The sequence below is a fragment of the Trueperella bernardiae genome (assembly GCF_030246965.1).
GTDB lineage: Bacteria > Actinomycetota > Actinomycetes > Actinomycetales > Actinomycetaceae > Trueperella > Trueperella bernardiae.
In genome coordinates this window covers 186,513-208,444 of sequence record NZ_CP127099.1, presented here as the reverse complement: position 1 = coordinate 208,444, position 21,932 = coordinate 186,513, and the positions used below count along the sequence as shown (strand labels likewise).

Genomic DNA, 21,932 nt, shown 5'->3' with positions numbered 1-21,932 from the left:
CAGAGCCGCGTTCCCGCCGCCCGCACCCCGCCGCGCTACCCTTGATCTATAGACGCGCACGAGCCCTAAGGAGGATCATGAGTCTTGACATTCACCAACTCTACAAGCGCTTTGGGAAGACCCAGGCGCTTGACGGGATGAACTTCACCGTTCATCCAGGCGAGCTTTATGGTTTCGTCGGCTCCAACGGCGCCGGCAAGACCACCACGATGCGCATCGCCCTGGGCGTGCTCAGCACCGATTCGGGCGAGGTCTCGCGCGATGGCAAGCCGCTCACCTTCGAGGACCGCCAGCGCTTTGGGTACATGCCCGAGGAGCGCGGCCTGTACCCGAAGATGAAGGTGGGCGAGCAACTGATCTACTTCGCGCGCCTGCACGGCCTGTCAGAATCCGAGGCGAGGACGGCGATGGAGTACTGGACGGAGCGGCTCGGCGTTCACATGCGCCGCGGCGATGAGGTCCAGGCCCTGTCGCTCGGCAACCAGCAGCGCGTGCAGCTCGCGGCGGCCCTCGTTCACAACCCTGAGGTGCTGGTGCTCGACGAGCCCTTCTCCGGCCTCGACCCGCTCGCCGTGGCCGACATGAGCACCGTGTTGCGCGAAAAGGCGGAGGCCGGAGCCACGGTGGTCTTCTCCTCCCACCAGCTCGATCTGGTGGAGCGCCTGTGCGACCGCGTGGGCATCGCCTCGCTCGGCAAGATCGCCGCCGAGGGCACGATCGACGAGTTGCGCTCTTCCGGCTCCGACACGCTCCTTGAGCTCGAGGTTCCCGACGCCACCGCCACGGCTGGCGCCATTCGCGGGCTTGGTCTTACTCCCGAGGTGGAGCGGAACCACGTGCGCGTGCGGCTGACGGGAGCGGTCACCGACCAGCAGGTGCTGCAGGCGGCGATGGGCGCCGGCGCGGTCCACGGGTTTACGCACGTGCGACCCACGCTCACCGACCTGTTTGGCAACATCGTCCAGGTGCCCGAACCGCAGCCCGAAGAGACGAAACCGAAGAAGGGCCTCCTTGGCCTGTTTGGAGGTAAGAAGTAATGCTCGTTCACATCATGAAGCGCGAATTCACCACGATGGCACGCTCGAAGGCCATGGTTATCTCGATCGCGGTCATGGCGGCTCTCATCCTTCTTGGTAGCTTTGCCGCCCGCTACTTTTTGAACGACGACTCCGGCTCCGATCCGGCCGACCCCGACACGGTGACCATCGCCGTGGAGGAGCAAATGAGCGACTACGCGCCCTACCTGGAGAAGGTAGGGGCGGGCTCGATCGCGACCGAGCCGATCGACTCGGGTGGCGCCAAGTCCTACCTCGAAGCCCGGCACGAGGCGGACGAACCCAACGCGGCCGTGCTCACGGGCACACCGGGCGATCCCAGCCTGATGGTGCCCGGCAACGCGGCTGAGGGCGTGGATCCGGTGGTCACGAACGTGACGAACCTGGCCGCCACCGCCTACCTGGTCGAATCGAAGGGCGTAACGCTGACCGACGCCGACTACGGCGAGCTGGCCGCCTCCGTGGCCGTGATGCCCACGTTCGTCTCCTTCGACTCGGGCTTCCTCATGGCGACCGACCCGGTCGGCTACTTCACCTCGCTCGCGGGCATCTTGATCCTGTTCATGATGATCATGATGGGCATGACCACGATCGCCAACGGCGTGGTGCAGGAAAAGTCCTCGCGCGTGGTGGAGATCCTGCTGACCTCGGTACGCCCGCGCACGCTCCTGCTCGGCAAGATCCTCGGCATTGGCGCGTTCTTGCTCGTACAATTCGCTATCCTTGGCGCGTCGATCTACATCGGCCTCCAGATTGCCGGCGTCAACTTCTCGATCAACATCGGCAGTTACCTGGGCTGGATGCTCGTGTGGCTGATCCTAGGCTTCTTCTTCTACGCGATGCTCATGGGCGCCTTCGCCTCACTGGCCTCGCGCCAGGAGGACCTGGGCGCGGTCACCACGCCGCTGACGCTCGGCATGCTCATCCCGTTCTACCTCGCCCTGTTCATGGTGCCCTCCGCGCCGGATTCGGTGTGGACGAAGGTAGTGTCCATGATTCCCGGCATCAGCCCGTTCATGATCCCGGTGCGCCAGGCCTACGGCGCGGTGCCGGTGGGTGAGATGGTGCTCGCGGCCGGGTTGGGCCTGGTGGCGATCCCGCTGGTGGCGATGGTGGCCGGCAAGATCTACTCCAACTCGATCCTGCACACGGGCAAGCGACTCTCCCTGGCCCAGGGCTTCCGCGGCCAGTAAGGCGGCGGCCCTGCCCCGCCGTGGCGGAAGCCCCGGATTTCCGCAGATGCTATACAAAACCGCAAGATGCTGCACTAATTTACGGTAATTTAGTGCAGCATCTTGCGGTTTAGTGCAGCAGATGCACGCCGTGGCCCGGCGGCAGGCCGCGCGGGGCCGCGCCTACTTGCCGGCCGGCTCCGCGGGCTTGATCTTCAGGTCTACGAGGGTGAGCAGCATGTCGCGCAGGTAGCCGGCTGCCCGCTCGTTTTGTTCGTCGGCGAACTGGGCCAGGATATCGTGCTCGATCTCAAGCAGGTCGGCCATCGCCTCGTCGACAGCCGTGAGTCCCTTCTTCGTGGCGGCCACCTTGACCACGCGCCCGTCGTCGGGAGCTGACTTGCGCTTGACCAGCCCGCGGGCTTGCATGCGGTCGATCCGGTTGGTGATCGTGCCGGAGGAGACGAACGTGTCTTTCATGAGCTGACCGGCCGTGAGTACGTGGGCGGGGTCGCGGCGCAGGGCGGCGAGCATCTCAAACTCCCAGGTCTCGAGCCCGTGGCGCGCGTAGACCGCTTTGCGCACCTTCGTAAAGTGCCGGTTCACCCGCAAGAGCCGGGAAAAAATCTCCAGGGGCTCGACATCAAAGTCGGGGCGTTGGGCGCGCCAGGCCGCTACAACGCGGTCCACCTCATCGTGCTTGTCCATGCCGAGAGTTTACTTCACATCGAGATAAACGTGAAGTCACCCGTAGTATTCGGCGCGCTCCCCCGCCTCGAGCCACTCCAACTCCAGGCCCTCGAGCTCGTCCTTCAGCGCCACGATTTCCTTGCCGAGGGCGGCCAGGCGCTCGTAGTCGCCCGTCTCCCCCACGGTCGCCGCGACCTCGCCCTGCGCCACACCCAGCTTCTCGATCTTGTCCCGCACGCGCCCCATCTTCCGCTCGGCGCGCTCCATGTCCTTGCGCGCCTCGCGCTCCTTGGCCGCGTTCTTTAGCGGAGCTGCGCCCGCCGGTGCCATGTCCGACGACGCCGTCGCCCCACCCGCGCCCAAGCCACTAGCCGCGCCCGCCTCGGCCGCCTCGGAGAGCTGGAGGTACTGATCCACGCCACCGGGCAGGTCGCGCACCTGCCCACCCATCACGGCGACCTGGTGGTCGGTGGTCCGTTCGAGCAGATAGCGGTCGTGCGAGACAACCACCAGGGTGCCTGGCCACGTGTCGAGCAGGTCCTCAATTGCGGCAAGGGTGTCGGTGTCCAGGTCGTTGGTGGGTTCGTCGAGCAGGAGCACGTTGGGCTCGCGCATGAGCAGGCGGAGGAACTGCAGGCGGCGTCGTTCACCACCCGACAGGTCGGCCACGGGAGTCCACGCACGCTCGCGGGTGAAGCCGAGCCGCTCCACCAGCTGCGAGGCGGAGACCTCCTTGCCGCCCACCATCATGTGGGTGGCCACGTCCGCCACGGACTCGACCACCCGGCGGTGAGCGACCTCGTCGAGCTCTTTCGTGTCCTGGCTGAGCACCGCCAGCTCCACCGTCTTGCCGCGCTTGACCGCGCCCTCGGTCGGCTCGAGCGCGCCCGCGATCAGTCCGAGCAGAGAGGACTTTCCGGCGCCGTTGCGTCCGAGGATCCCCACGCGCTCGCCGGGCGCGAGCCGCAGCGTGACGTCCCGCAAGACGGGCTCAACCCGCCCGGGCCAGGCGAAGGTCACGTCCTCAAGGTCCACCACCTTCTTGCCCAGGCGCGTGGTGGCCATCTTGGTCAGCTCCACGGTGTCACGCGGCGGCGGCTCGTTCGCGATGAGCTCGTTGGCCGCCTCGATGCGGAACTTGGGCTTGGACGTGCGAGCGGGCGCGCCCCGGCGCAGCCAAGCCAGCTCCTTGCGCAGCAGGTTCGCCCGCTTTTCGGCCGCCTGGGCCGCAAGACGCTGCCGCTCGGCACGCTGGAGGATGTAGGCGCCATACCCGCCCTCATAGGTTTCCACGTGTCCGGGCACGGGCGCGCGCCCGCCGGCGCCGTCGTTGCCGGGCACCACCTCCCACAGCCGCGTGCAGACGGCGTCAAGGAACCAGCGGTCATGCGTGACGACGACTAGCGCACCCTCCCCGCGCGCGAAACGCTCGTTCAGGTAGGCGGCCAGGTAGGTCACGCCCTCGATGTCCAGGTGGTTGGTGGGCTCGTCGAGCACGACGACGTCGGCATCCCGCACCAGCGTCGCCGCCAGGGCCACGCGCCGGCGCTGCCCGCCGGAGAGTTGGCCGAGTGGCCGGTCGAGGTCGACCTCCGGAATGAGGCCCGCATGGAGCTCGCGAACGCGCGCGTCCGAGGCCCACTCGAAGGTCGCGGCATCCCCGTGAATGGCATCGCGGACAGTGAGGTCGGGGTCGAGGCCGTCACGCTGAGAAAGCACGGCGAAGCGGGTGCCGCCGCGGACGGTGACGCGGCCGGTGTCGGGCTCGAGGGCACGGGTGAGGAGGCGCAGCACGGTAGTCTTGCCGCCACCATTCGGGCCCACGATGCCGATGCGGTTGCCGTCTTCGAGGGAGAGGTTGAGGCCGCCGACGATCGGCCGGGACCCGAGCGAGACTCCGACCTCCTCCATGCCCAGGATGTGCGCCACTACTCGGCCATCCTGACGTGTGCGCCGGCGGTGGGGCCGTAGGCGATGTGGACGTCGTAGGGGAAGTCGGCGCGCATCTGCGCAGCGAGTTCCTCGGCCTGCTCGGGCGAGGTAAGCACGGCGATCGTGGGTCCGGACCCGGAGAGGACGACAGCGCGGCCGGCGGCTTCGATAAGCTCAATCTCCGCGCCGATCTCGGGGCGAAGCGCGCAGGCGGGGGCCTGGAGGTCGTTGGCGAGGAGGGCGGCCACGGTGTCGATCGCGGGGCCGGCGAGAGCGGCACGCAATTCGGCGGTGTCGGCGGGCTCGCCCGCACCTGGGTACATCGCGTCGAACTGGCGGAAAACGGCGGGCGTGGACAGGCCGTGCTCGCGCGTGAGCAGCACCCACGCATGCATCGCCCCGGCCCGCAGCGGCGCAAGTTCTTCCCCGCGCCCGACGCCGTGGGCCAGGCCACCCATGAGCGCGAACGGCACGTCCGAGCCCAGTTCCCCGCCAATCGCCCGCAGCTCCTCGGCGCTCAGCCCGAGCCCCCACAGCTCGTTGAGGGCCACGAGGGTGGCGGCGGCGTCGGCGGAACCCCCGGCCATCCCCCCGGCCACGGGGATGCGCTTGGTGATGCGGATGTTGGCGCCGGCCGGGCAGTCCAAGCCCACCTCGCGCGCGCGGGACTGCAGAGCACGGCCGGCGCGGATAGCCAGGTTCGACTCATCGGTCGGTAGGTCCTCCCCCAGCCCAGAGATGGACACGGTGAGCTCGGGCGCGGGCCGTACCTCGACGTCGTCGAAGATGTCGATCGCTTCGAAGACCGTGTCGAGGGGGTGAAAGCCGTCGGGACGCGGGCCGCCGACGCGCAGGGCCAGGTTCACTTTTGCGGGGGCGGAAACTAAGACTCGTTGCACGTGTCGTATTCTAGCGGTTCTCGCCGGCGGCGGGCCTAGCGGGCGGCGCGAGCGATCTTGACGAAGTCCTCGATCGCGAGGCGCTCCCCGCGCAACGCGGGATCCACGCCGGCGATGCGCAAGATCGACTCGGCCTGCGCCGGGCTACCAGCCCACGTGCCGAGGGCCGAGCGCAGGGTCTTGCGGCGCTGGGCGAAGGCGGCGTCGACGACGGCGAACGCTCCGGCCCGGAGTTCCTCGGGGAAGCGCGGCACGGCGGGGCGTTCGAGGTGGACGAGGGCAGAGTCGACGTTCGGGACCGGCCAGAAGACGTTGCGGGAGATCTTCGCCCCGCGCCGCACGTCCCCATACCAGCTAGCCTTTGCCGAGGGCACGCCGTAGACGCGCGAGCCCGGAGCGGCGGCCAGGCGATCGGCCACCTCGAGCTGGACCATGACAGTCACGGACCGCAGCGAGGGCAGCTCCTCAAGCAGGGTGAGGATGACGGGCACGGCCACGTTGTAAGGCAGGTTGGCCACCAGGTGCGTGGGCTCGAAAGCGCCCGGGTGGGCCTCGGCGTATTCGGGCGGCACAGCCAGATCCCCGCGACGAACCTTGAGCGCGTCCTCGCGGAGCACGGCGAAGCGGCCGGCGGCGTCGGACATGAAGGACGCGACCGTCTCGGGGAGCACGGCGGCCAGCGGCGGGTCGATCTCCACGGCGGACAGGTAGGCGCCCGCCTCGAGGATTGCCAATGTCAGCGAGCCGAGCCCGGGGCCGACCTCGAGCACTTGGTCGCCAGCCGCCACGCCGGCGTCGCGAACGATGCGACGCACGGTGCCGGCGTCGTGAACGAAGTTCTGCCCGAGGGTCTTGGTTGGCCGGATGCCGAGGCGGTCAACGAGCTCGTGAATCTGAACGGGCCCGAGCAGCATTTAGTACCAGCCGCGCGCCTGGGAGTGGCCCCACGCCCCGCACGGGCTGCCGTAGCGGCCGGCGATGTAGCCCAGGCCCCAGGAGATCTGGGTGGCGGGGTTGGTCTGCCAGTCGGCGCCGGCGGAGGCCATCTTCGAACCGGGCAGCGCCTGCGGGATGCCGTACGCGCCCGAGGACGGGTTCGCTGCCTGGGAGTTCCAGCCCGACTCGCGCTGCCACAGCGCGTCAAGGCACGCCCACTGGTCCATGCCCCAACCGTAGGAGGCGAGCATGCCCTGAGCGATCTCGCGTGAGGAGCCGGCCGGGACCGGGGCGGACGCGGGCGCGGAGGCGGCGGCCGACGTCGCGGCCTGCTCCGGCTGGATCTCTTCGCGGGTGCCGACCTTGATGACTTCGTTGACGGGCTCAGCGGTGACGGTCTCGACGAGGAGCATGCGGGCGCTCTCCGCGCCGTCGCGCGAGGTGACCTGGTATGTGCGCGTGCCCTTGCCCTCCACGCCAGCCGTGGCAACCTCTTCCTCGCCCTTGGGAAGCTCGGCGGTCTCCACGCGCTCGGTCTCGAACGCGATGGTGTACTCCTCAGAAACCGTGGTGTTCGTGACGCGGGCGATCGTGATCGGGGCGGTGGTCACGGTGTCGGACAGGGAGACGGAGACCTCGTCGCGCGCCGCGATCGAGATGTCGGCGTTCGCCAGCGCCGCGGCGTACGTGTCGCCCTCGGAGGCGACGACGCGGGTGGTCTGCCCATCCACGGTGACATCGAAGGAGACGGTGCCGGCCGTCGCACTCGGGGCCTCCTCCGGAGCGTCAACGACGGCCGCCACGGCCTGCTCCACCTGCGGGGCGGTCAGCGCCGGGAAACCAACCGTGCCCCCGGCCGCGAAAACGGCCAGGGAGGCAGCACCGGCCACGTGCATCGCCTTCGTGTAACGGCGCGGCTTACGCGCGGGGGCGTGAGCCGCACGGGAGGTGACCAGGTGGAAGTTCATGTGCTCGGCGTACGGCATCGCGCCGGAGGTCACCACTCGGGTGACGGCCGGGATCTCCGCCGTGTCAGGTGTCTGGGCGAAAGCGGAACCATGCTGGGCGGCCTGGCCGGCTACACGTTCGGCCATGCGGCGGGCGCGGCGCGAACCCGGCTTCGGAGGAGTAGCCAGAAGTGAGGCATCAAAGGCCACGCCACGATTGGTCGAATGATCTGTCAAAACGTCTCCAGTCCACGCGCACGGGTGTGCGCCCAGCGAAAGTTACATCAACGAAATCGATTGTAATCAAATTGTTATCAACCGCAAGCAGAAAGTGCGAGATCTTACTCGACCACCAGTCCTGTGCGGGCGAAGGCCGGGTGTCAGATCCCGTAAACCTCGCGCGTCGTCGCATCCAGCTTCGCGCAAAAGTCCGTCAGCGGCATGAGCCGAAGTTCAGCCAGGTGGGCGGCGGTGTAAGCCACTGCCCACGCCGCGTTCGGCTGCCCGCGGTACGGCGCCGGCGTCAAGTAGGGAGCGTCCGTTTCCACGAGCACCAGCTCGTCCGGCAGCGCCTCGAAGGCCTCGCGCAAGTACGCGTTAGCAGGGTACGTCACCGGCCCGGCAAACGAGGCATACCAACCGTACTCGCGGCACACGGCCGCGAGGTCGGCATCGCCGGAAAAACAATGGAACACCGTGCGCTCGGGCGCGCCGTCGCGTTTCAAGATGTCGACAACGTCGGCATGCGCGTCGCGATCGTGGATCTGGAGCGGCTTGCCCAGCTCCTTCGCGAGCGCGATGTGCTCCCTGAACGAGCGCTTCTGTGCGGTCTTGCCCTCTTCGCCGGTGCGGAAGTAGTCCAGGCCGGTCTCGCCGACTGCCACCACGGCGTCGTCGGCGCACAGTGCGGCGACCCGCCCGATCGCGTCCTCAAGCGAGATCGCATGGTGTTCCTCGACGCGCGGTTCGAGCCCGTCGGGTGCCACCTCGCGCACGCCCGCGTGCATCGCGGCCTCGTTGGGGTGGATCGCGAGCGCCGCCCAGATCTCGGGGCAGGTGCGGGAGAGCTCGACCGTCCACTCGAGCGCAGGGTACTCGCACCCCGACGTGATCGCGGCCCGCACGCCCGCACGCGCCATGCCCTCCCGCAGGTTCTCCAGCAGGATCGGCGGCTTCCATACCCCGGCGTTATTGAGGCGCTGGACAGGGGTAACCTGGCCGGGGTCGGGCGCGGGGTCGGGGTAGATGTGGGTGTGGTTGTCGACAATCGGGACCGCGAGCGGGGCCGGGATGTCCGGGAACGCCCGCCGCCGGTCCTTCTTCGACGCCGAATCGCCCACTACTCGATCCCCAGGCGCTCGAGCTCCTCAGCCACGATCGACTCGTCGAGCTTGACGAACGCCGGCTTCGGCTTCGCGATCGGGGTGCCCGGCACCACGGCGCGGTGCTCCCATGCGCGAACACCCGCGTAGTCGCCAGTGATGATCGGGTACGGGTGGCCGGTGTCGAGGTCCGTGGCCTCCACAATCTGCGGCATCGGCGCGATGTCGCCAGCCCCGCCGAGCACGGCGTCGATTGTGTTCGACGAGTGCGGCAGGAAGACGCACATCATCGTGTTGAGGTCCGAAACGGCCTGGATGAGCGTGTTGAGCACGGTGGCCAGACGCTCACGCTGCTCGGGAGCCTTGAGCTTGAACGGCTCGGTGCGCGCCACGTAGGCGTTCGCCTCCCCCACCAGGCGCATGATCTCGGCCAGGGCCGCGCGCTGCGAATGGTTCGCGATCAGATCGCCCACCGTGTCAAAGCCGGCGCCGACGGCGTCCAGCAGCTCACGATCGATGTCCTCCAGTTCGCCCGGGGCCGGGATCTCGCCGAAGTTCTTCGCGATCATCGCCGCCGTGCGGTTGACCAGGTTGCCCCAGCCGGCCACCAGCTCCGAATTATTCCGGCGCAGGAACTCCGACCACGTGAAGTCCGCGTCCTGATTCTCCGGCCCGGCGATCGAGATGAAGTAGCGCAGAGCGTCGGGCTGGTAGCGCTCGAGCACGTCACGCACGTAGATCACCACATTCTTCGACGAGGAGAACTTCTTACCCTCCATCGTGAGGAACTCCGAGGCCACCACCTGGGTGGGCAGGTTGAGACGGCCCATGCCGCCCGGCTCCCCGCCCTTCGCACCCTCGCCGTTGTAGGCCAGCAGCTCCGCCGGCCAAATCTGCGAGTGGAAAACAATGTTGTCCTTACCCATGAAGTAATAGGACAGAGCCTCCGGGTCCGTCCACCACAGCTTCCAGTCCTCCGCCGAGCCCGTGCCAGCCACCTCACGGCGCCTCGCCCACTCAATCGACGCGGACAGGTAGCCGACGACGGCGTCAAACCACACGTACAACCGCTTGTTCGGCTTATCCTCCCACCCCGGAACCGGGATGCCCCACGAAATGTCGCGCGACATCGCGCGCGGGCGGACGTCGTCGAGCAAATGCTTGGAGAACGCAATGACGTTCGGGCGCCACTTGCCGTCCTCCTCCACGCCGTCGAGCCACGTGCGTAGCGAGTCGGCCAGCGCGGGCAGGTCAAGGAAGTAGTGCTCGGTCTCCTTAAACTCGGGCGCCAGGCCGGACACCTTCGAGATCGGGTCGATGAGGTCCTGCGGGTCGAGCTGGTTGCCGCAGTTGTCGCACTGGTCGCCGCGCGCGCCCGCGGCGCCGCAGATTGGGCACGTACCCTCAATGTAGCGGTCCGGCAGGGTGTTGCCCGTCTTCGGGTCGATCGCCACCGGCGTTGTCTCCACCAGCATGTAACCGTTGTCGCGGCAGCCACGGAACAGGTCCTGCACCACGTGCTCGTGATTGCCGGTGGTGGTGCGCGTGAACAGGTCGTAGGACAGGCCCAGCTTGACCAGGTCCTCCACAATGATGCGGTTGTTCTTGTCCGCCAGCTCCTGCGGGGTCACGCCCTCCTTGTCGGCAGCCACCAGAATCGGGGTGCCGTGCTCGTCCGTGCCCGACACCATCAGCACGTCATGGCCACGCATTCGCATGTAACGCGAGAATACATCCGAGGGCACACCAAACCCGGCAACATGGCCGATGTGGCGCGGCCCGTTTGCATACGGCCAAGCAACAGCTGAAAGGATCCTAGACATGCTTCAAGGGTAACCTTTGCGCGCGGATCAGCGAAACCGGCCCCGAGCCGATGTGGCGCGAGCGACCCGCGTGCGTCGCCTCGGTGCGGCCGCACGCCGAGCCGCGGGCGTGACAGGCGCGGACGGCGTCGTCGTTCACGGTGAGGGCCGGGCGACGGGCACGGGGGGAAGCGGGTAGAATCGGGTCATACTGAGGAGGAACAATGTCCGAAAATCGTGCTCTCATCATCGTTGACGTCCAGCCGACCTTCTGCGAGGGCGGGGCGCTAGGCGTGGTGGGCGGCAACGCCTGCGCCGAACGCATCGCCGACTTCGTCACCGACCACGCCGACGAATACGACCTCATCGTCACCACCCAGGACTGGCACGTCGACCCGGGAACGCACTTCTCCGACACCCCCGACTTCGTGGACACCTGGCCCCCGCACGGGGTTGCCGGCACGCCCGAAGCCGAGCTTCACGACGCCGTTGCCTCCCTCCCCTTCGATGATTCGGTGAAGAAGGGCGAATACGCCGCGGCCTACTCCGGGTTCGAGGGCGTGAACAAGGACGGGGACACCCTGGAGCGGATCCTGCGGGAGGCGGAGGTCGGGGCGATCGACGTGGTCGGCATCGCCGAGTCGCACTGCGTGAAAGAAACCGCGCTCGACGCGCTACGCGCCGGGTGGCCCGTGCGCGTGTTCTCGGACCTGACCGTGCCGGTCAGCGAGGAGCTGGGCGAGGCGGCCCGCGCGGAAATGGACGAGGCGGGCATCGAGCAGATCTCCTCGAGTGAGGCCTTCGGCTTCTACGAGGAGGGCGAGGACACACCGATCCCCGGCTACGACGACGGCGAAGGCAACAGCGTGGAAGCCTGGAACAAGGACGACTGGGACGACGACGAGTCTGCCTGGTCTCGCGAGGACTGGGACGACCTGGAGAACAACGACCTGGACGGCGACGGCCTGGCCGATGACCTCGAAGACGACGAGTGGGGCGCCGCCGACTACCGCGACGACGAACCCCGCCGCGGGGCCGCGCTCGACCGGGACGACTTCGTACGCGACGAATACGACGAGGACTCCGACGCCGAGCTGACTTCCGACGGGGAGGACGAGGAGCTCGACACGCTGGCCAACCAGGTCCAGCTCGGCGAGGACCTCTCCGACTACGATTTATCCGATTTTGACCTTGACCTGGAGGACGTGGACTTCTCCGGCGACGCCGACGACGACGATTTCGACTTCTCAGACATCGATTTCCAGCCATAAACGGCTGGTCTCAGTGGCTAGGGTGGGTCCTCTTGCCGGCAGGACCCACGGGATTACTGCTTGGCGGCCAGGGCGAGCTTGGCCAGCTCATTCTTCGATAGGCCCTCGCGGGCGGCAACGTGAGCGGCGGCGTCCTTGAGGCGGAGCCCGGCCTCGTGCAACGCCAGGACTTCGGGGACGTGGGCGCTAGCGTCGGCCGTGACGTGGGCAGGTGCACCCTCCACCACGATCGTGATCTCCCCACGCACACCCTCCGCCCAGTCGGCGAGCTCGGCGAGCGTGGCCCGTTTGACCTCCTCGTAGATCTTGGTCAGCTCGCGGCAGACGGCGGCCCGGCGGTCCGGGCCGAGCTCGTCACGCATCGCGGTGAGGGTGGCAACAAGCCGGCGCGGGGACTCGAAGAAGATCATCGTGCGGGGCTCGGCGGCGAGTGACTCGAAGTAGCGGCGCCGCTCCCCCTCCTTGCGCGGCGGGAAACCCTCGAAGGTGAATCGGTCAGAGGCGAGCCCGGACAGAGCGAGGGCCGTGAGGACTGCGGACGGCCCGGGCACCACCGTGACGGGCACGCCCTCCGCGGCGGCGAGGGAAACCAGCCGGTAGCCCGGGTCGGACACCGAAGGCATGCCGGCATCGCTCACCACCACCACTCGCCGGCCCTCTCGCGACGCCTCGATGAGCTGCGGGGCCACCTCCGACTCGTTGTGCTCGTGGTAGGGCACCACCTTGCCGTGCAGGGTGATGCCGAGACGGCCGGCGAGATTCAGGAGGCGGCGGGTGTCCTCGGCGGCGATGAGGTCGGCGCCCTCGAGCTCGGCGCGGAGGCGGGGCGAGGCGTCGTCGTCGTTGCCAAGAGGCGTTGCAGCTAGCACGATCATGGCTCCACCCTATAACGCCGGATTTCGCGCAGTGTGAGACCGGGCAAGTTTTTTCACACCGTTGCATCGCGGGGCTATACTTGGAAGTGACCGAAAGGTCGGGAAGTCGAAGATTTTGGCTTCACCTCAACAATTAAATAGGGAGAAACACCATGGCAATTTCATGGAAGATCTTTGCAAGCAACAAGGACGAGCGCTCCAACGCTTACATCACCGAAGCGCGTGCACTCGAGCAGTCAGTCCAGGCTGAAATCTTCGGTCGCTAAGCAAAAACACTAGGCCGGGCAACCGGATGAAAGAGGCGGACAAAGAGGTCCGCATTTTTTATGCCCAGTTTCGCCGGCCTTGCCTGCGCCGCGCCCCACGCACCCGCCGGCCCCGCGCCCGCGCTACGCCCAGCCGGTCTCCCACAGCAGGTCCTCCTCGATGCCGAAGTGGTGTGCCACCTCATGGAAGACAGTCACCATGACCTCCTCGGCCACCTCGTCCTCCGTCTCACACATGCGCAGGGTGGGCCCGCGGAAGATCCAGATGCGGTTGGGTTCGGCGTAGCCGAAGAAGTCGCCGTCGGTGAGCGCGATCCCCTCATACAGCCCGAGCAGGTCCTCCCCCTGGGATTCTTTGAGTTGCTCCTCGTTCGGCTCGTCGGCCACAAGGAACACGAGGTTTTCCAGCCGTTGCGCGAACTCGTCCGGGATCTCGTCCAGGGCGTCGGCTACAAGCTCTTCGAATCGCTCTTCGGTCATCTCAACCATGCACCCAGTTTCCCAGAATCCGGCCCGCCCCGAAAGCGGACGCCACATCCAGCGCCAGGCGACGACGCCCGGCCCCCGCCCGCCCAGCGCCCGCCCCGCGCCCACCCCGCGCCACCAGTACGCAAGCCGAGCTCCGGCGTCGTTCGAAGCCCGCCGTGCCTTTGCGTAGACTTTGGCCGTGGACACCATACATGCACACCTTCGCCGTGAGAACGAGCTTCGGGGCCTGCTCGGCCTGCTGCCGAAGGGGGCGAGCCTGCCCGCGCAGCTGCGGCTGCAGGGGTGGATTGTCACGGCCCTGGCCACGCTCATCGCGGCGCTAGCGCGCCTGCCGCGCCTAACCCACCCGCACGCGATGGTGTTCGACGAGACCTACTACGTCAAGGGCGCCTTTTCCCTGCTCAACTTCGGGTATGAGCGCAATTGGGAGGGCGAGGACCAGAACGCGCTGTTCGTGAACGGGGACCTGTCCGCCATGGAAACCGCCCCCGACCGTTGGGTCCATCCGCCGTTCGGCAAGTGGCTGATGGGCGTGGGGATGCGTCTTTTCGGCGACGACAACGGCTTCGGCTGGCGCGCCACCACCGCGATCCTGGGTGTGATTGCGGTGGCGATCCTCGTGCGGGTGGCGTTGCACCTGTTCCGCTCGGTGCCGCTCGCCGCGATCGCCGGCCTGGCGATGGCGCTGGACGGCATGGGGATCACCCTCTCCCGCACGGGCCTGCTGGACAACATGGTGACGTTCTTCGTGCTCGCCGGCTTCTGGGCGATCCTGCGCGACCGCGACTACGCCCGCGAGCGCCTCGCCGCCCGCGTGGCCTGGCCCACCGGCTCCCCGGGCCGCGTGGACGACGTCTGGGGCCCCCACGTCGCCTTCCGCCCGTGGCTCATCCTCGCGGGCGTGTTCGTGGGGCTCGCGTGCGGGGTGAAGTGGTCAGGGGCGTATGCGCTGGCGGTCTTCGGCTTGCTCGTTTTCTTCTGGGGCCTGGCCGCCCGCCGTGCGATCGGGGCGCGCCTGTGGATCGGGGCGGGGCTCTGGCGCGAGGGGGTGCCGGCGTTCTTCCAGCTGGTGCCCACGGCGATCGTCACCTACGTCGCGTCCTGGTTCTCCTGGTTCGCCTCCCCCTCCGGTTGGGATCGCCAGTGGGCCGTGGAGCACACCGCGCAGTTGCCGTTGCCGTGGGCGCCCGGGGTGGTGAACTCCTTCCTCCACTGGCACCAGGCCACGATGGAGTTCCACCGGGGCCTGTCCTCCCCACACACGTACCAGAGCCAGCCGTGGGCGTGGATCATCCAGTTCCGCCCGGTGTCCTTCTTCTGGCGCGCCGGTGACGACGTCCCCGCCGGCTCCTGCCCCAGCGACGACTGCGTCATGGCCATCACCTCGGTGGGCAACCCGTTCGTGTGGTGGCTCGCCGCACTGGCGCTCATCGTGGTGATCGCTGCGGCCATCCGCCGCGACTGGCGCGCCTGGGCGATCCTGTCCGGTTACCTGGCGATGTACGTGCCATGGTTCTTCTACCTCGACCGCACGATCTACCAGTTCTATGCCGTGGCCTTCCTTCCGTTTGTGGCGCTCGCGCTCGCGTACGGGGTCGGCTGGGCCGCGCGCACCCTCCCTCCCCTGCGCCTGATCAAGGTCACCGACGACACCGTCGCCCCGCTCGCCTCAGGCCCTCACGAGATGCTGCCCTCGGTGGTGAGCCCCCTGCCGCGGACGCGCAAGGCGTGGGTGCTCATCGCGGTGGTCGTGGGCCTGATCGTGGTGGCCGCCCTGTTCTGGATGCCCCTGTGGTGGGGCACTCCGATTCCACGCTGGTTCTGGAAGCTCCACATGTGGCTACCCAGCTGGGTCTAGAAGCGGTCGCGGCGGGCCCGGCAGCCGGTGTCTGCCGGGATCCCCGGCACAACTCGTGAACCTGGCGTGGACCTGGCGTCTATAGAAATCGGTAGCCGGTATTTTCACGACTTCTGTCGGGCTGACCCTGAAACTACCCCCGTCCACATGGTGCACGGCGCAGAACTAAAACCGACCCGGGACTAAGGTGGAGCATCAAGGGCGCCGTGGCGACGGCGTCGTGAAAAAAGGAGAGCCCCATGAAGGACGACACCAAATACATTCACGCAGGTTATCAGCCCGGCGACGGCGACCCGCGCCAGCTGCCGATCGTGCAGTCGACCACGTACACGTTCGATTCGGCCAACTCGATCGCGGGCGTCTTTGACGAGCCCACGCACGCGCTGATCTACTCGCGCTTCGCGAACCCCACCGTCATGGCGGTGGAGGAAAAGGTCGCGGCGCTGGAAGGAGGAGTGGCAGCAATGGCGACGTCGTCCGGTCAGGCTGCCACCCTCATGGCGGTCCTCAACCTGTGCTCGGCAGGTGATTCACTTGTGTCGTCGATCGAGGTGTATGGCGGCACGGCGAACCTGTTCTCGGTCACGCTGGCGAAGTTCGGCATCGAGGTTATCTGGGTGGACCCGAGCGCGCCGGAGGAGGAGATCGCGGCGGCGATCAAGCCCAACACGAAGGCCCTGTTCGGTGAGACGATCGCGAACCCGCTGCTGTCGGTGCTCGACATCGAGAAGTTTGCCCGCGTGGCGCACGGGGCCGGCGTGCCGCTGATCGTCGACTCGACGTTCGCCACCCCCGCGCTGTGCAAGCCGATTAAGTGGGGCGCCGACGTCGTCATCCACTCCACGTCCAAGTACATGGACGGGCACGCGGTGCAGGTGGGCGGCATGATCGTCGACGCCGGGAAGTTTGACTACACGAGCGGGCGCTTTCCCGACTTCACCGAGCCGGACGAGTCATACCACGGGGTGGTGTACACGAAGGACTATGCGGCGGCGCCCTACATGGTCAAGGCCCGCACCCAGCTCCAGCGCGACTTTGGTGCCTACCCGGCGGCGCACTCGGCGTTCTTGCTCAACTTGTCCCTCGAAACGCTGGGCCTGCGAATGGCCCGGCACAGCGAGAACGCGCTCGCCGTGGCGCGGTTCCTTGAGGGGCGCGAGGAGGTTGGGGAGGTCCGCTACCCCGGCCTCGAGTCCTTCGCCTACCACAAGCTGGCGAACAAGTACCTGTCTGGCGGGTACTCGGGCGTGATCTGCGTGGACCTGGGCGACCGCGAGCGCGGCACCCGCTTCATGGACGCGCTCAAGCTGGTTGCCCGCGAGGTCCACGTGGCCGACTCGCGCAGCTGCGTACTGCACCCCGCGTCGAGCACGCACAGGCAGCTGACCGATAGCGAGCTGGCAGCCGCCGGCATCACGCCGGGGCTGGTGCGGATCTCGATCGGGCTGGAGCACGTGGACGACATCCTCGAAGACATCGCGCAGGCGCTCGCGGTGCTGTAGGGGTCTGGTTGGGCCGGCCGACGCCGGCCCAACCAGACGCCTTGCAGTCGCTACGCTAGGGAGGCCAACGAACGCATGACGATGTCGATGTCCTGGTTTTCCAGCTCCTTGATGATGTGGAGGTAAGTCTCCTGCGTCGTCGTCATGCTCGCGTGCCCGAGGCGGCGCGATACGCTCGCGATCGACACACCCGCGAACAGGAGCAGCGAGGCATGCGTGTGGCGCAGGCCGTGGATCGTGATGACGGGAACACCCACCGCCTCACAGTGGCGAGCAAGCGCAGCGTTGGCCGTGGAATTGTAGACCGAGCCCTTGACGAAGATCGGCTCGTCGGCAGGAAGATCCTTCACTAGCCCTGACAGCTGCATAACCAACTGCCAGTCGAGCTGAACCTTCCTGACCGACGAGGCGTTCTTAGTGGGGACGAACCCGCCTTTGCGCTTGTAGTCCCACGTCTTGTTGACGGAGAGGCTCTGGTGAGCGAGGTCAAAATCGTTCGGGGTGAGGCCGAGGGCCTCGCTGAAGCGCAGACCTGTCTTGGCAATGAGGAGGATGAGCCAGTCCCAGCTCGGCTCCGGGCCGAGCTCCAGGTTGGCTAGCACCGAGTGGAGCTCGAACTGGTTGAGGTACTTGATCTTCTTCTGACGCGGAGTCCTGCCCTTGATGATGACTTTGCGCGTGGGGTCGCGCGGGATAAAACCTTCGTCCACGGCGTCGAGGATCGCGCCCTTCAACTGGTGGTGGAAGTCCATCGTGGTCTGGCGCTCGTGGTGTTCGGCATACGCGTTGATGAGCTGTTGGTAGCGGATGCGGTTGAGGTCCTTGAGCAGGAGGTCAGGCGCGAGCCGCTTGAGCCACGCCTGAGACAAGCGGTACTTGTCCATCGTGACCTCACGGATTGCGCCCTCCTTGTAGATCTGCACCCATTCCGCGTAGTAGGTAGCAAACAGAGCGTTTCTATCATTGGAGATCTGCACGTGTCATCGCCTCTTTCTTCAGTTGATCGTTTACGCTGATGAAGAAAGCAAAAGGTGTTGTTAACCCTCCATTCTTATCCGCTCCTCGAGGTCGAAGCCGCCTTCAAGGACGAAGTCCTTGAGAAGGGTCCGCACCCTCATCTTTGCCCGGAAGACGCTGGCGTAACTCGAGCCGTGCTCGCTGAGGAACTGGATAGCGCGGCTGGCATCGATCGTGGTGGCCAACTCGTCGAAGCGCCCGAACTCGTTGAGGTTGTTCTCGGTCAGCCTCAGGCGGAGAAGCTCTTCGAGGGCCGACCTGTCCACCCCGAAACCGTCGACCACCTGCGCCACCTGCGCGTTCTCGGTTCGCTTGGCGTAGGCGTTGATGCAGTCGCGCAGGGTCTGGCCTTCCTCCACGACGGCACGCCCGTACTCGATGTCATGAATCAGGGTCTGTGCGTGGCGTTGGTCTTCCTGACTCAGTGCGGCAAACGAGCGATGGAGTTCGTTGGCGATCGCCCCTAGGTTCGGGTCACCGGAATTGAGCGCCCGGAGCCACTTGGTGAATCGAAGCTCCATGTAGTCCGCGTCGATGCGTTCCGTGTCGTTTTCGATGGTGTGGCCGGCCAGGTCGTAGGGCACGGAGGTGTCCGCGGATCCGCCCGCCGAGAAGAGCTCCTTATAGCGCTGGACCATAATGCGGTAGGCTCGCTCGTCGATGGCGACCGTGCGGGTGACCTGGCGCTCGTCGTCGTCGATGAACTCGTAGGTGGACGTGTCCCAGGTGAAGCCCTGGATCCGGGCGGCCTCAAGGGCCCGGTCAAACTCGATGAACATCTTGGCGAACATCTTGCGCTCTTCTTCGGTGTCGGGCAGGCGGCTGAGGTCGGCCACGCCGGCAACCTCGAAGAGGCTGCGGATGGCCGCCGCCTGCTCGTTCATGAGGTCGATGTTCTCGGGGAGTTTTTGGACGAAGATGTCGAGCGGCTTTTCTCCTGAATACAACTTTACCGCCGCCTCGATGTTGCGTTTCATCGTGTGCGGCTTGCGGTAGTAGCGTACGGTCCCGAACGGCTTGTCCGGCCCGAACACGCGGTTGGTGCGGCTGAAGGCTTGGATGATGCTCTCGAACAGGATGATCTTGTCAAGGTAGAGCGTGTTGACCCACTTCGAATCGAAGCCGGTGAGCATCTGATCAACCACGATGAGGAGGTCGATCCGCTCGTCCCGATCCCTATCGATCGTGACGTAGGGAGTCTTGTGTGCAAGGCGTGCCGCGATGTCCTTCTTCATCAGCGCCCACGTAGGGATCGTGAAGCTCTTGCGATAGCAGGAGTTGTAGTCCTCGATGATCTCCTCGAGCGCGTCGCCCTTGACGATCGCACCGTCAGAGTTATCCACACTCGAATCAAAGAGGGCGGTAACGTTCAGACGCGGTGCCTGATCCTTGAACTTGCGGTAGTAGGTGATCGCCTCAGGGATGGAGCTGGTGGCGAGGATCGCGTGGAACTTCCCGCCGTGGCTGAGGACCTGGAACTGGTCGAGGATGTCTGACACGACCATGTCCTTGTGTGCCGTGTCGTCTCCGTACTGGGCCTGGGTGAGGTGCCCTTCGATCGATTCTTGGGACCGGCCGAGCTCGTCCTGTGACGGCCCCATCGGCACCTCATTCATGTAGCGGTAGAAAACCTCCTTCTTGCGCGTGTCAGCCAGCGCTTCGTCGACGTTCGATGCCTTCGCCTTCTCCAGCGCCACCGCTTTGCGCACCTCCGCGTCCTTGAACGTGGTCACCTGGTAGACGTCGAAGCCGAGCACGTTGCCGTCGCGAATCCCGTCCGCAATGCTATACCTATGTAGCTCGGAGCCGAAGACCATCGACGTGGTCGTGTCCTTCTTCTTGTTCTCGGTAAGAATCGGTGTGCCAGTGAACCCAAAGTAGAGGGCGTTCGGGAACGTTTGCTTGATCGTCTGCAGCATCTCACCGAACGTCGAACGGTGTGCCTCGTCGACGACGAACACGATTCGCTTCCGGGCCAGCATTTCCACGTCGTGCTGCCGGAGCATGTCACCGTCGATCTTCAGTTTGCTCATTTTCTGGATCGAGGTCACGATGAGCTTCTCCGACGGGCTCGAGCTGAGGAGCTTCTCCCTGAGCTCGAGGGTACTTCTGGTCCCCTGGATGTCGGCAGCGTCATCAGCGAAAGCCCGATACTCCCTCAGGGACTGGGTGCCTAGTTCGATGCGGTCCATGAGGAAGACGACCTTGTCGGCGTCGCCAGAATCGGCGATGAGCTGGGCGGACTTGAAGCTCGTCATAGTCTTGCCTGAGCCGGTGGTGTGCCAGATGTAGCCGCCAAGGTGGCCGCTTTGGCCGGCGAGCGGCGGCGTCTTCCAGTCGTGGTTGCGCACGGCGTTTGAGATCGCGCTTGCCGCGTAATACTGGTAGCTTCGCATCACCTTGAGGGAACCGTCCGTGGCGTCAGCCACGGTGTAGAAGCCGATGAGCTGGTGTGCCATCGGGATGGAGAGCAATTTTTCCGTGACGCGTTTCCACGGGTGCGGCGTGGTGTCGCCTCCCGCGCACATCGGCTCGTTGTTCACGTCCGCCCAATGGAAGAAGTAGGCGGGGTTAAACCTGTCCGGGCCGGCGTTCGCGAAATATTTCAGCTCGGTGGGGGTCATCGCCACGAACACCTGGACGAGCTGGAAGATGCCCGTGAATACCCCTTCGTGGGAGTACTTTTCGATCTGATTCGTGGCCTGGCTAACTGCCACCCCGCTGCGCTTGAGCTCAATGTGGATGACCGGCATGCCATTGATCAGTAGGCACAGGTCTCCCCGGCGGTCGTTGCGAATGCGGTTGTGTGCGGGGTATCTGGGCTGCTGGGCGATCTGGTACCGGCTGTCACCCGCAGCGATTTCCTGCCGATCGTAGATCTTGAGGCTGATCTCCTTGCCAAAGTGTTCGGGATCATCCGGGTTGTCGCGCTTGATTGACACCGTCTTGCCGTTGATGAACGCGTTGAGCGCGTAGGGGGTGCGGAGTTCCTGGACCTTGTCGAGGATCTGGGCCATCTCGCTATCCGTGAGCGGCACGCCATTGAGCCGATCCCTGTGCTTATTGTTAGCAAACAGGATTTCGGCCCAGTTCCGGATGAGATCCTCTTCAGTCGGATTCTTCAGCACGCCGCCCGAATCGTTCCAGCCGTTCTGCTTCAGGACCTCGATGACGGCCTCTTCAAAGTCCGATTCACGTTCAAACGTCATGAGACTTCCTTTACTTGTAGCGGACGCAGGGTTGAAAGTCGGGTTTTGGAGTGCGAATGCTTACGCTGATGAAGGGAGATAAGACGGTCGAGGGCGGAGAATACGACACCGATCTTCTCCTGTTCGGTGCCCGATCGAGCAACACGGAACTCACTCTGGCCGACAAGGTTCCAGTCAGCTCGTGGCATCTTGGTGCCGCTTGATTGGTTGGCTATCTTATCGAATTCTTCGCTTTGAACCAGCCTATAAAGGAATTCACTATCAACTTCTTGTGGCCGCAGTACCCAGAAATCCCCTACTGCAACCCCTTCAAAACCAGGCAAGAACCAGTTGTGCAAGTACGGTCGAAGCTTGCCATAAAGCACATCTCCCGGACTGAAGAAAACGCCAGTCTTCCCACGCAACAAGCTACGATAGTCCGTCTTAAGTTCTCCCGTCCCAGAAACAAGATCCTGGTATTCGACAGCAGGCAGTATGTTTCCTATGACGGCCGTAGACAGACGCTGAGCCAGGTTTCGAAACTGACGCTGTTCCCAAGTGGGCCGGCACTTTGCGACCGAAGTGCCGATAATCATGCGCCCTCCAGCCGGCCAAGCGAGACAAATACTGAATCTAACTCATTCTCAACACAACATGCCGACGATACGAAGGGCAAGTCTTTATCTAAGGCCACCCGTGTCCCTCCTATAC

General features: G+C 65.7%; 16 protein-coding genes and 1 pseudogene. 5 read left to right on the top strand and 12 right to left on the bottom strand.

Going from position 1 to position 21,932, the window contains the following annotated elements:
- Window positions 1-77 precede the first annotated feature (77 nt).
- Together QPC17_RS00950 and QPC17_RS00945 are read left to right on the top strand one after the other, a co-directional pair.
- Window positions 78-1,037 (top strand): ABC transporter ATP-binding protein, encoded by a 960-nt coding sequence (locus tag QPC17_RS00950; RefSeq protein WP_068538756.1) that lies wholly within the window; start codon window positions 78-80, stop codon window positions 1,035-1,037.
- Window positions 1,037-2,248 carry an ABC transporter permease gene (locus tag QPC17_RS00945; protein WP_062613998.1) on the top strand — a complete coding sequence of 404 codons (1,212 nt, stop codon included), beginning with the start codon at window positions 1,037-1,039 and terminating at the stop codon, window positions 2,246-2,248. The genes QPC17_RS00950 and QPC17_RS00945 overlap by 1 nt, the downstream gene beginning before the upstream one ends.
- A 162-nt stretch (window positions 2,249-2,410) precedes the next feature.
- On the opposite strand, the gene QPC17_RS00940 is transcribed toward QPC17_RS00945, so the two are convergent.
- The 7 genes from QPC17_RS00940 to metG form a co-directional block, all read right to left on the bottom strand.
- Window positions 2,411-2,935 carry a MarR family winged helix-turn-helix transcriptional regulator gene (locus QPC17_RS00940; RefSeq protein ID WP_062613997.1) on the bottom strand — a complete coding sequence of 175 codons (525 nt, stop codon included), beginning with the start codon at window positions 2,933-2,935 and terminating at the stop codon, window positions 2,411-2,413.
- A 36-nt stretch (window positions 2,936-2,971) separates the two neighbouring features.
- Window positions 2,972-4,846, bottom strand: a complete 1,875-nt coding sequence (locus QPC17_RS00935; RefSeq protein WP_180947737.1) for an ABC-F family ATP-binding cassette domain-containing protein — start codon at window positions 4,844-4,846, stop codon at window positions 2,972-2,974.
- The gene (locus QPC17_RS00930; protein WP_070445694.1) at window positions 4,846-5,748 is read right to left on the bottom strand and encodes a 4-(cytidine 5'-diphospho)-2-C-methyl-D-erythritol kinase; all 903 of its coding nucleotides are present in this window, start codon (window positions 5,746-5,748) and stop codon (window positions 4,846-4,848) included. The genes QPC17_RS00935 and QPC17_RS00930 overlap by 1 nt, the downstream gene beginning before the upstream one ends.
- Window positions 5,749-5,783: 35 nt before the next feature.
- A complete protein-coding gene (rsmA, locus tag QPC17_RS00925; RefSeq protein WP_062613995.1) occupies window positions 5,784-6,662 on the bottom strand; it encodes a 16S rRNA (adenine(1518)-N(6)/adenine(1519)-N(6))-dimethyltransferase RsmA in 879 nt (292 codons plus the stop codon).
- Complete coding sequence (locus QPC17_RS00920; RefSeq protein WP_062613994.1) at window positions 6,663-7,778, bottom strand: resuscitation-promoting factor; 1,116 nt, start codon at window positions 7,776-7,778, stop codon at window positions 6,663-6,665.
- A gap of 233 nt (window positions 7,779-8,011) precedes the next feature.
- Window positions 8,012-8,971, bottom strand: coding sequence for a TatD family hydrolase (locus QPC17_RS00915; protein ID WP_068538754.1), 960 nt, complete (start codon window positions 8,969-8,971; stop codon window positions 8,012-8,014).
- Window positions 8,971-10,776 (bottom strand): methionine--tRNA ligase, encoded by a 1,806-nt coding sequence (metG, locus tag QPC17_RS00910; protein ID WP_285347372.1) that lies wholly within the window; start codon window positions 10,774-10,776, stop codon window positions 8,971-8,973. The genes QPC17_RS00915 and metG overlap by 1 nt, the downstream gene beginning before the upstream one ends.
- Before the next feature lie 203 nt (window positions 10,777-10,979).
- Here metG and QPC17_RS09565 point away from each other — a divergent pair.
- Window positions 10,980-11,558 (top strand): annotated as a pseudogene (locus QPC17_RS09565) (isochorismatase family protein); the annotation flags it as partial.
- Between the two features lie 521 nt (window positions 11,559-12,079).
- On the opposite strand, the gene rsmI reads toward QPC17_RS09565, so the two are convergent.
- Together rsmI and QPC17_RS00895 are read right to left on the bottom strand one after the other, a co-directional pair.
- Entirely contained in the window at window positions 12,080-12,901 is an 822-nt protein-coding gene (gene rsmI, locus QPC17_RS00900; RefSeq protein ID WP_062613991.1) for a 16S rRNA (cytidine(1402)-2'-O)-methyltransferase, read from the bottom strand.
- 389 nt (window positions 12,902-13,290) lie between these two features.
- Window positions 13,291-13,656 (bottom strand): metallopeptidase family protein, encoded by a 366-nt coding sequence (locus tag QPC17_RS00895; protein WP_062614028.1) that lies wholly within the window; start codon window positions 13,654-13,656, stop codon window positions 13,291-13,293.
- Window positions 13,657-13,834: 178 nt separating this feature from the next.
- Here QPC17_RS00895 and QPC17_RS00890 point away from each other — a divergent pair, with 178 nt between their 5' ends.
- Window positions 13,835-15,514, top strand: a complete 1,680-nt coding sequence (locus QPC17_RS00890) for a dolichyl-phosphate-mannose--protein mannosyltransferase (protein WP_285347371.1) — start codon at window positions 13,835-13,837, stop codon at window positions 15,512-15,514.
- 239 nt (window positions 15,515-15,753) lie between these two features.
- Complete coding sequence (locus QPC17_RS00885) at window positions 15,754-17,016, top strand: O-acetylhomoserine aminocarboxypropyltransferase/cysteine synthase family protein (protein WP_285347370.1); 1,263 nt, start codon at window positions 15,754-15,756, stop codon at window positions 17,014-17,016.
- 50 nt (window positions 17,017-17,066) lie between these two features.
- Here QPC17_RS00885 and QPC17_RS00880 read toward each other — a convergent pair whose 3' ends face one another.
- From QPC17_RS00880 to QPC17_RS00870, 3 genes are all read right to left on the bottom strand, one after another.
- Entirely contained in the window at window positions 17,067-17,939 is an 873-nt protein-coding gene (locus QPC17_RS00880; protein ID WP_285347369.1) for a site-specific integrase, read from the bottom strand.
- A 114-nt stretch (window positions 17,940-18,053) separates the two neighbouring features.
- Complete coding sequence (locus tag QPC17_RS00875) at window positions 18,054-21,242, bottom strand: type I restriction endonuclease subunit R, EcoR124 family (RefSeq protein ID WP_285347368.1); 3,189 nt, start codon at window positions 21,240-21,242, stop codon at window positions 18,054-18,056.
- Complete coding sequence (locus QPC17_RS00870; protein ID WP_210382963.1) at window positions 21,239-21,817, bottom strand: restriction endonuclease subunit S domain-containing protein; 579 nt, start codon at window positions 21,815-21,817, stop codon at window positions 21,239-21,241. The genes QPC17_RS00875 and QPC17_RS00870 overlap by 4 nt, the downstream gene beginning before the upstream one ends.
- Between the last annotated feature and the right edge of the window lie 115 nt (window positions 21,818-21,932).

Excerpts from the sequence above, each read along its gene's own strand:
- rsmA (WP_062613995.1), bottom strand. The coding sequence starts at position 6,662 with ATGCTGCTCGGGCCCGTTCAGATTCACGAGCTCGTTGACCGCCTCGGC.
- QPC17_RS00895 (WP_062614028.1), bottom strand. The coding sequence starts at position 13,656 with ATGGTTGAGATGACCGAAGAGCGATTCGAAGAGCTTGTAGCCGACGCC.
- QPC17_RS00950 (WP_068538756.1), top strand. The coding sequence starts at position 78 with ATGAGTCTTGACATTCACCAACTCTACAAGCGCTTTGGGAAGACCCAG.
- QPC17_RS00920 (WP_062613994.1), bottom strand. The coding sequence starts at position 7,778 with ATGGCCGAACGTGTAGCCGGCCAGGCCGCCCAGCATGGTTCCGCTTTC.
- rsmI (WP_062613991.1), bottom strand. The coding sequence starts at position 12,901 with ATGATCGTGCTAGCTGCAACGCCTCTTGGCAACGACGACGACGCCTCG.
- QPC17_RS00945 (WP_062613998.1), top strand. The coding sequence starts at position 1,037 with ATGCTCGTTCACATCATGAAGCGCGAATTCACCACGATGGCACGCTCG.
- QPC17_RS00940 (WP_062613997.1), bottom strand. The coding sequence starts at position 2,935 with ATGGACAAGCACGATGAGGTGGACCGCGTTGTAGCGGCCTGGCGCGCC.
- metG (WP_285347372.1), bottom strand. The coding sequence starts at position 10,776 with ATGTCTAGGATCCTTTCAGCTGTTGCTTGGCCGTATGCAAACGGGCCG.
- QPC17_RS00885 (WP_285347370.1), top strand. The coding sequence starts at position 15,754 with ATGAAGGACGACACCAAATACATTCACGCAGGTTATCAGCCCGGCGAC.
- QPC17_RS00870 (WP_210382963.1), bottom strand. The coding sequence starts at position 21,817 with ATGATTATCGGCACTTCGGTCGCAAAGTGCCGGCCCACTTGGGAACAG.
- QPC17_RS00875 (WP_285347368.1), bottom strand. The coding sequence starts at position 21,242 with ATGACGTTTGAACGTGAATCGGACTTTGAAGAGGCCGTCATCGAGGTC.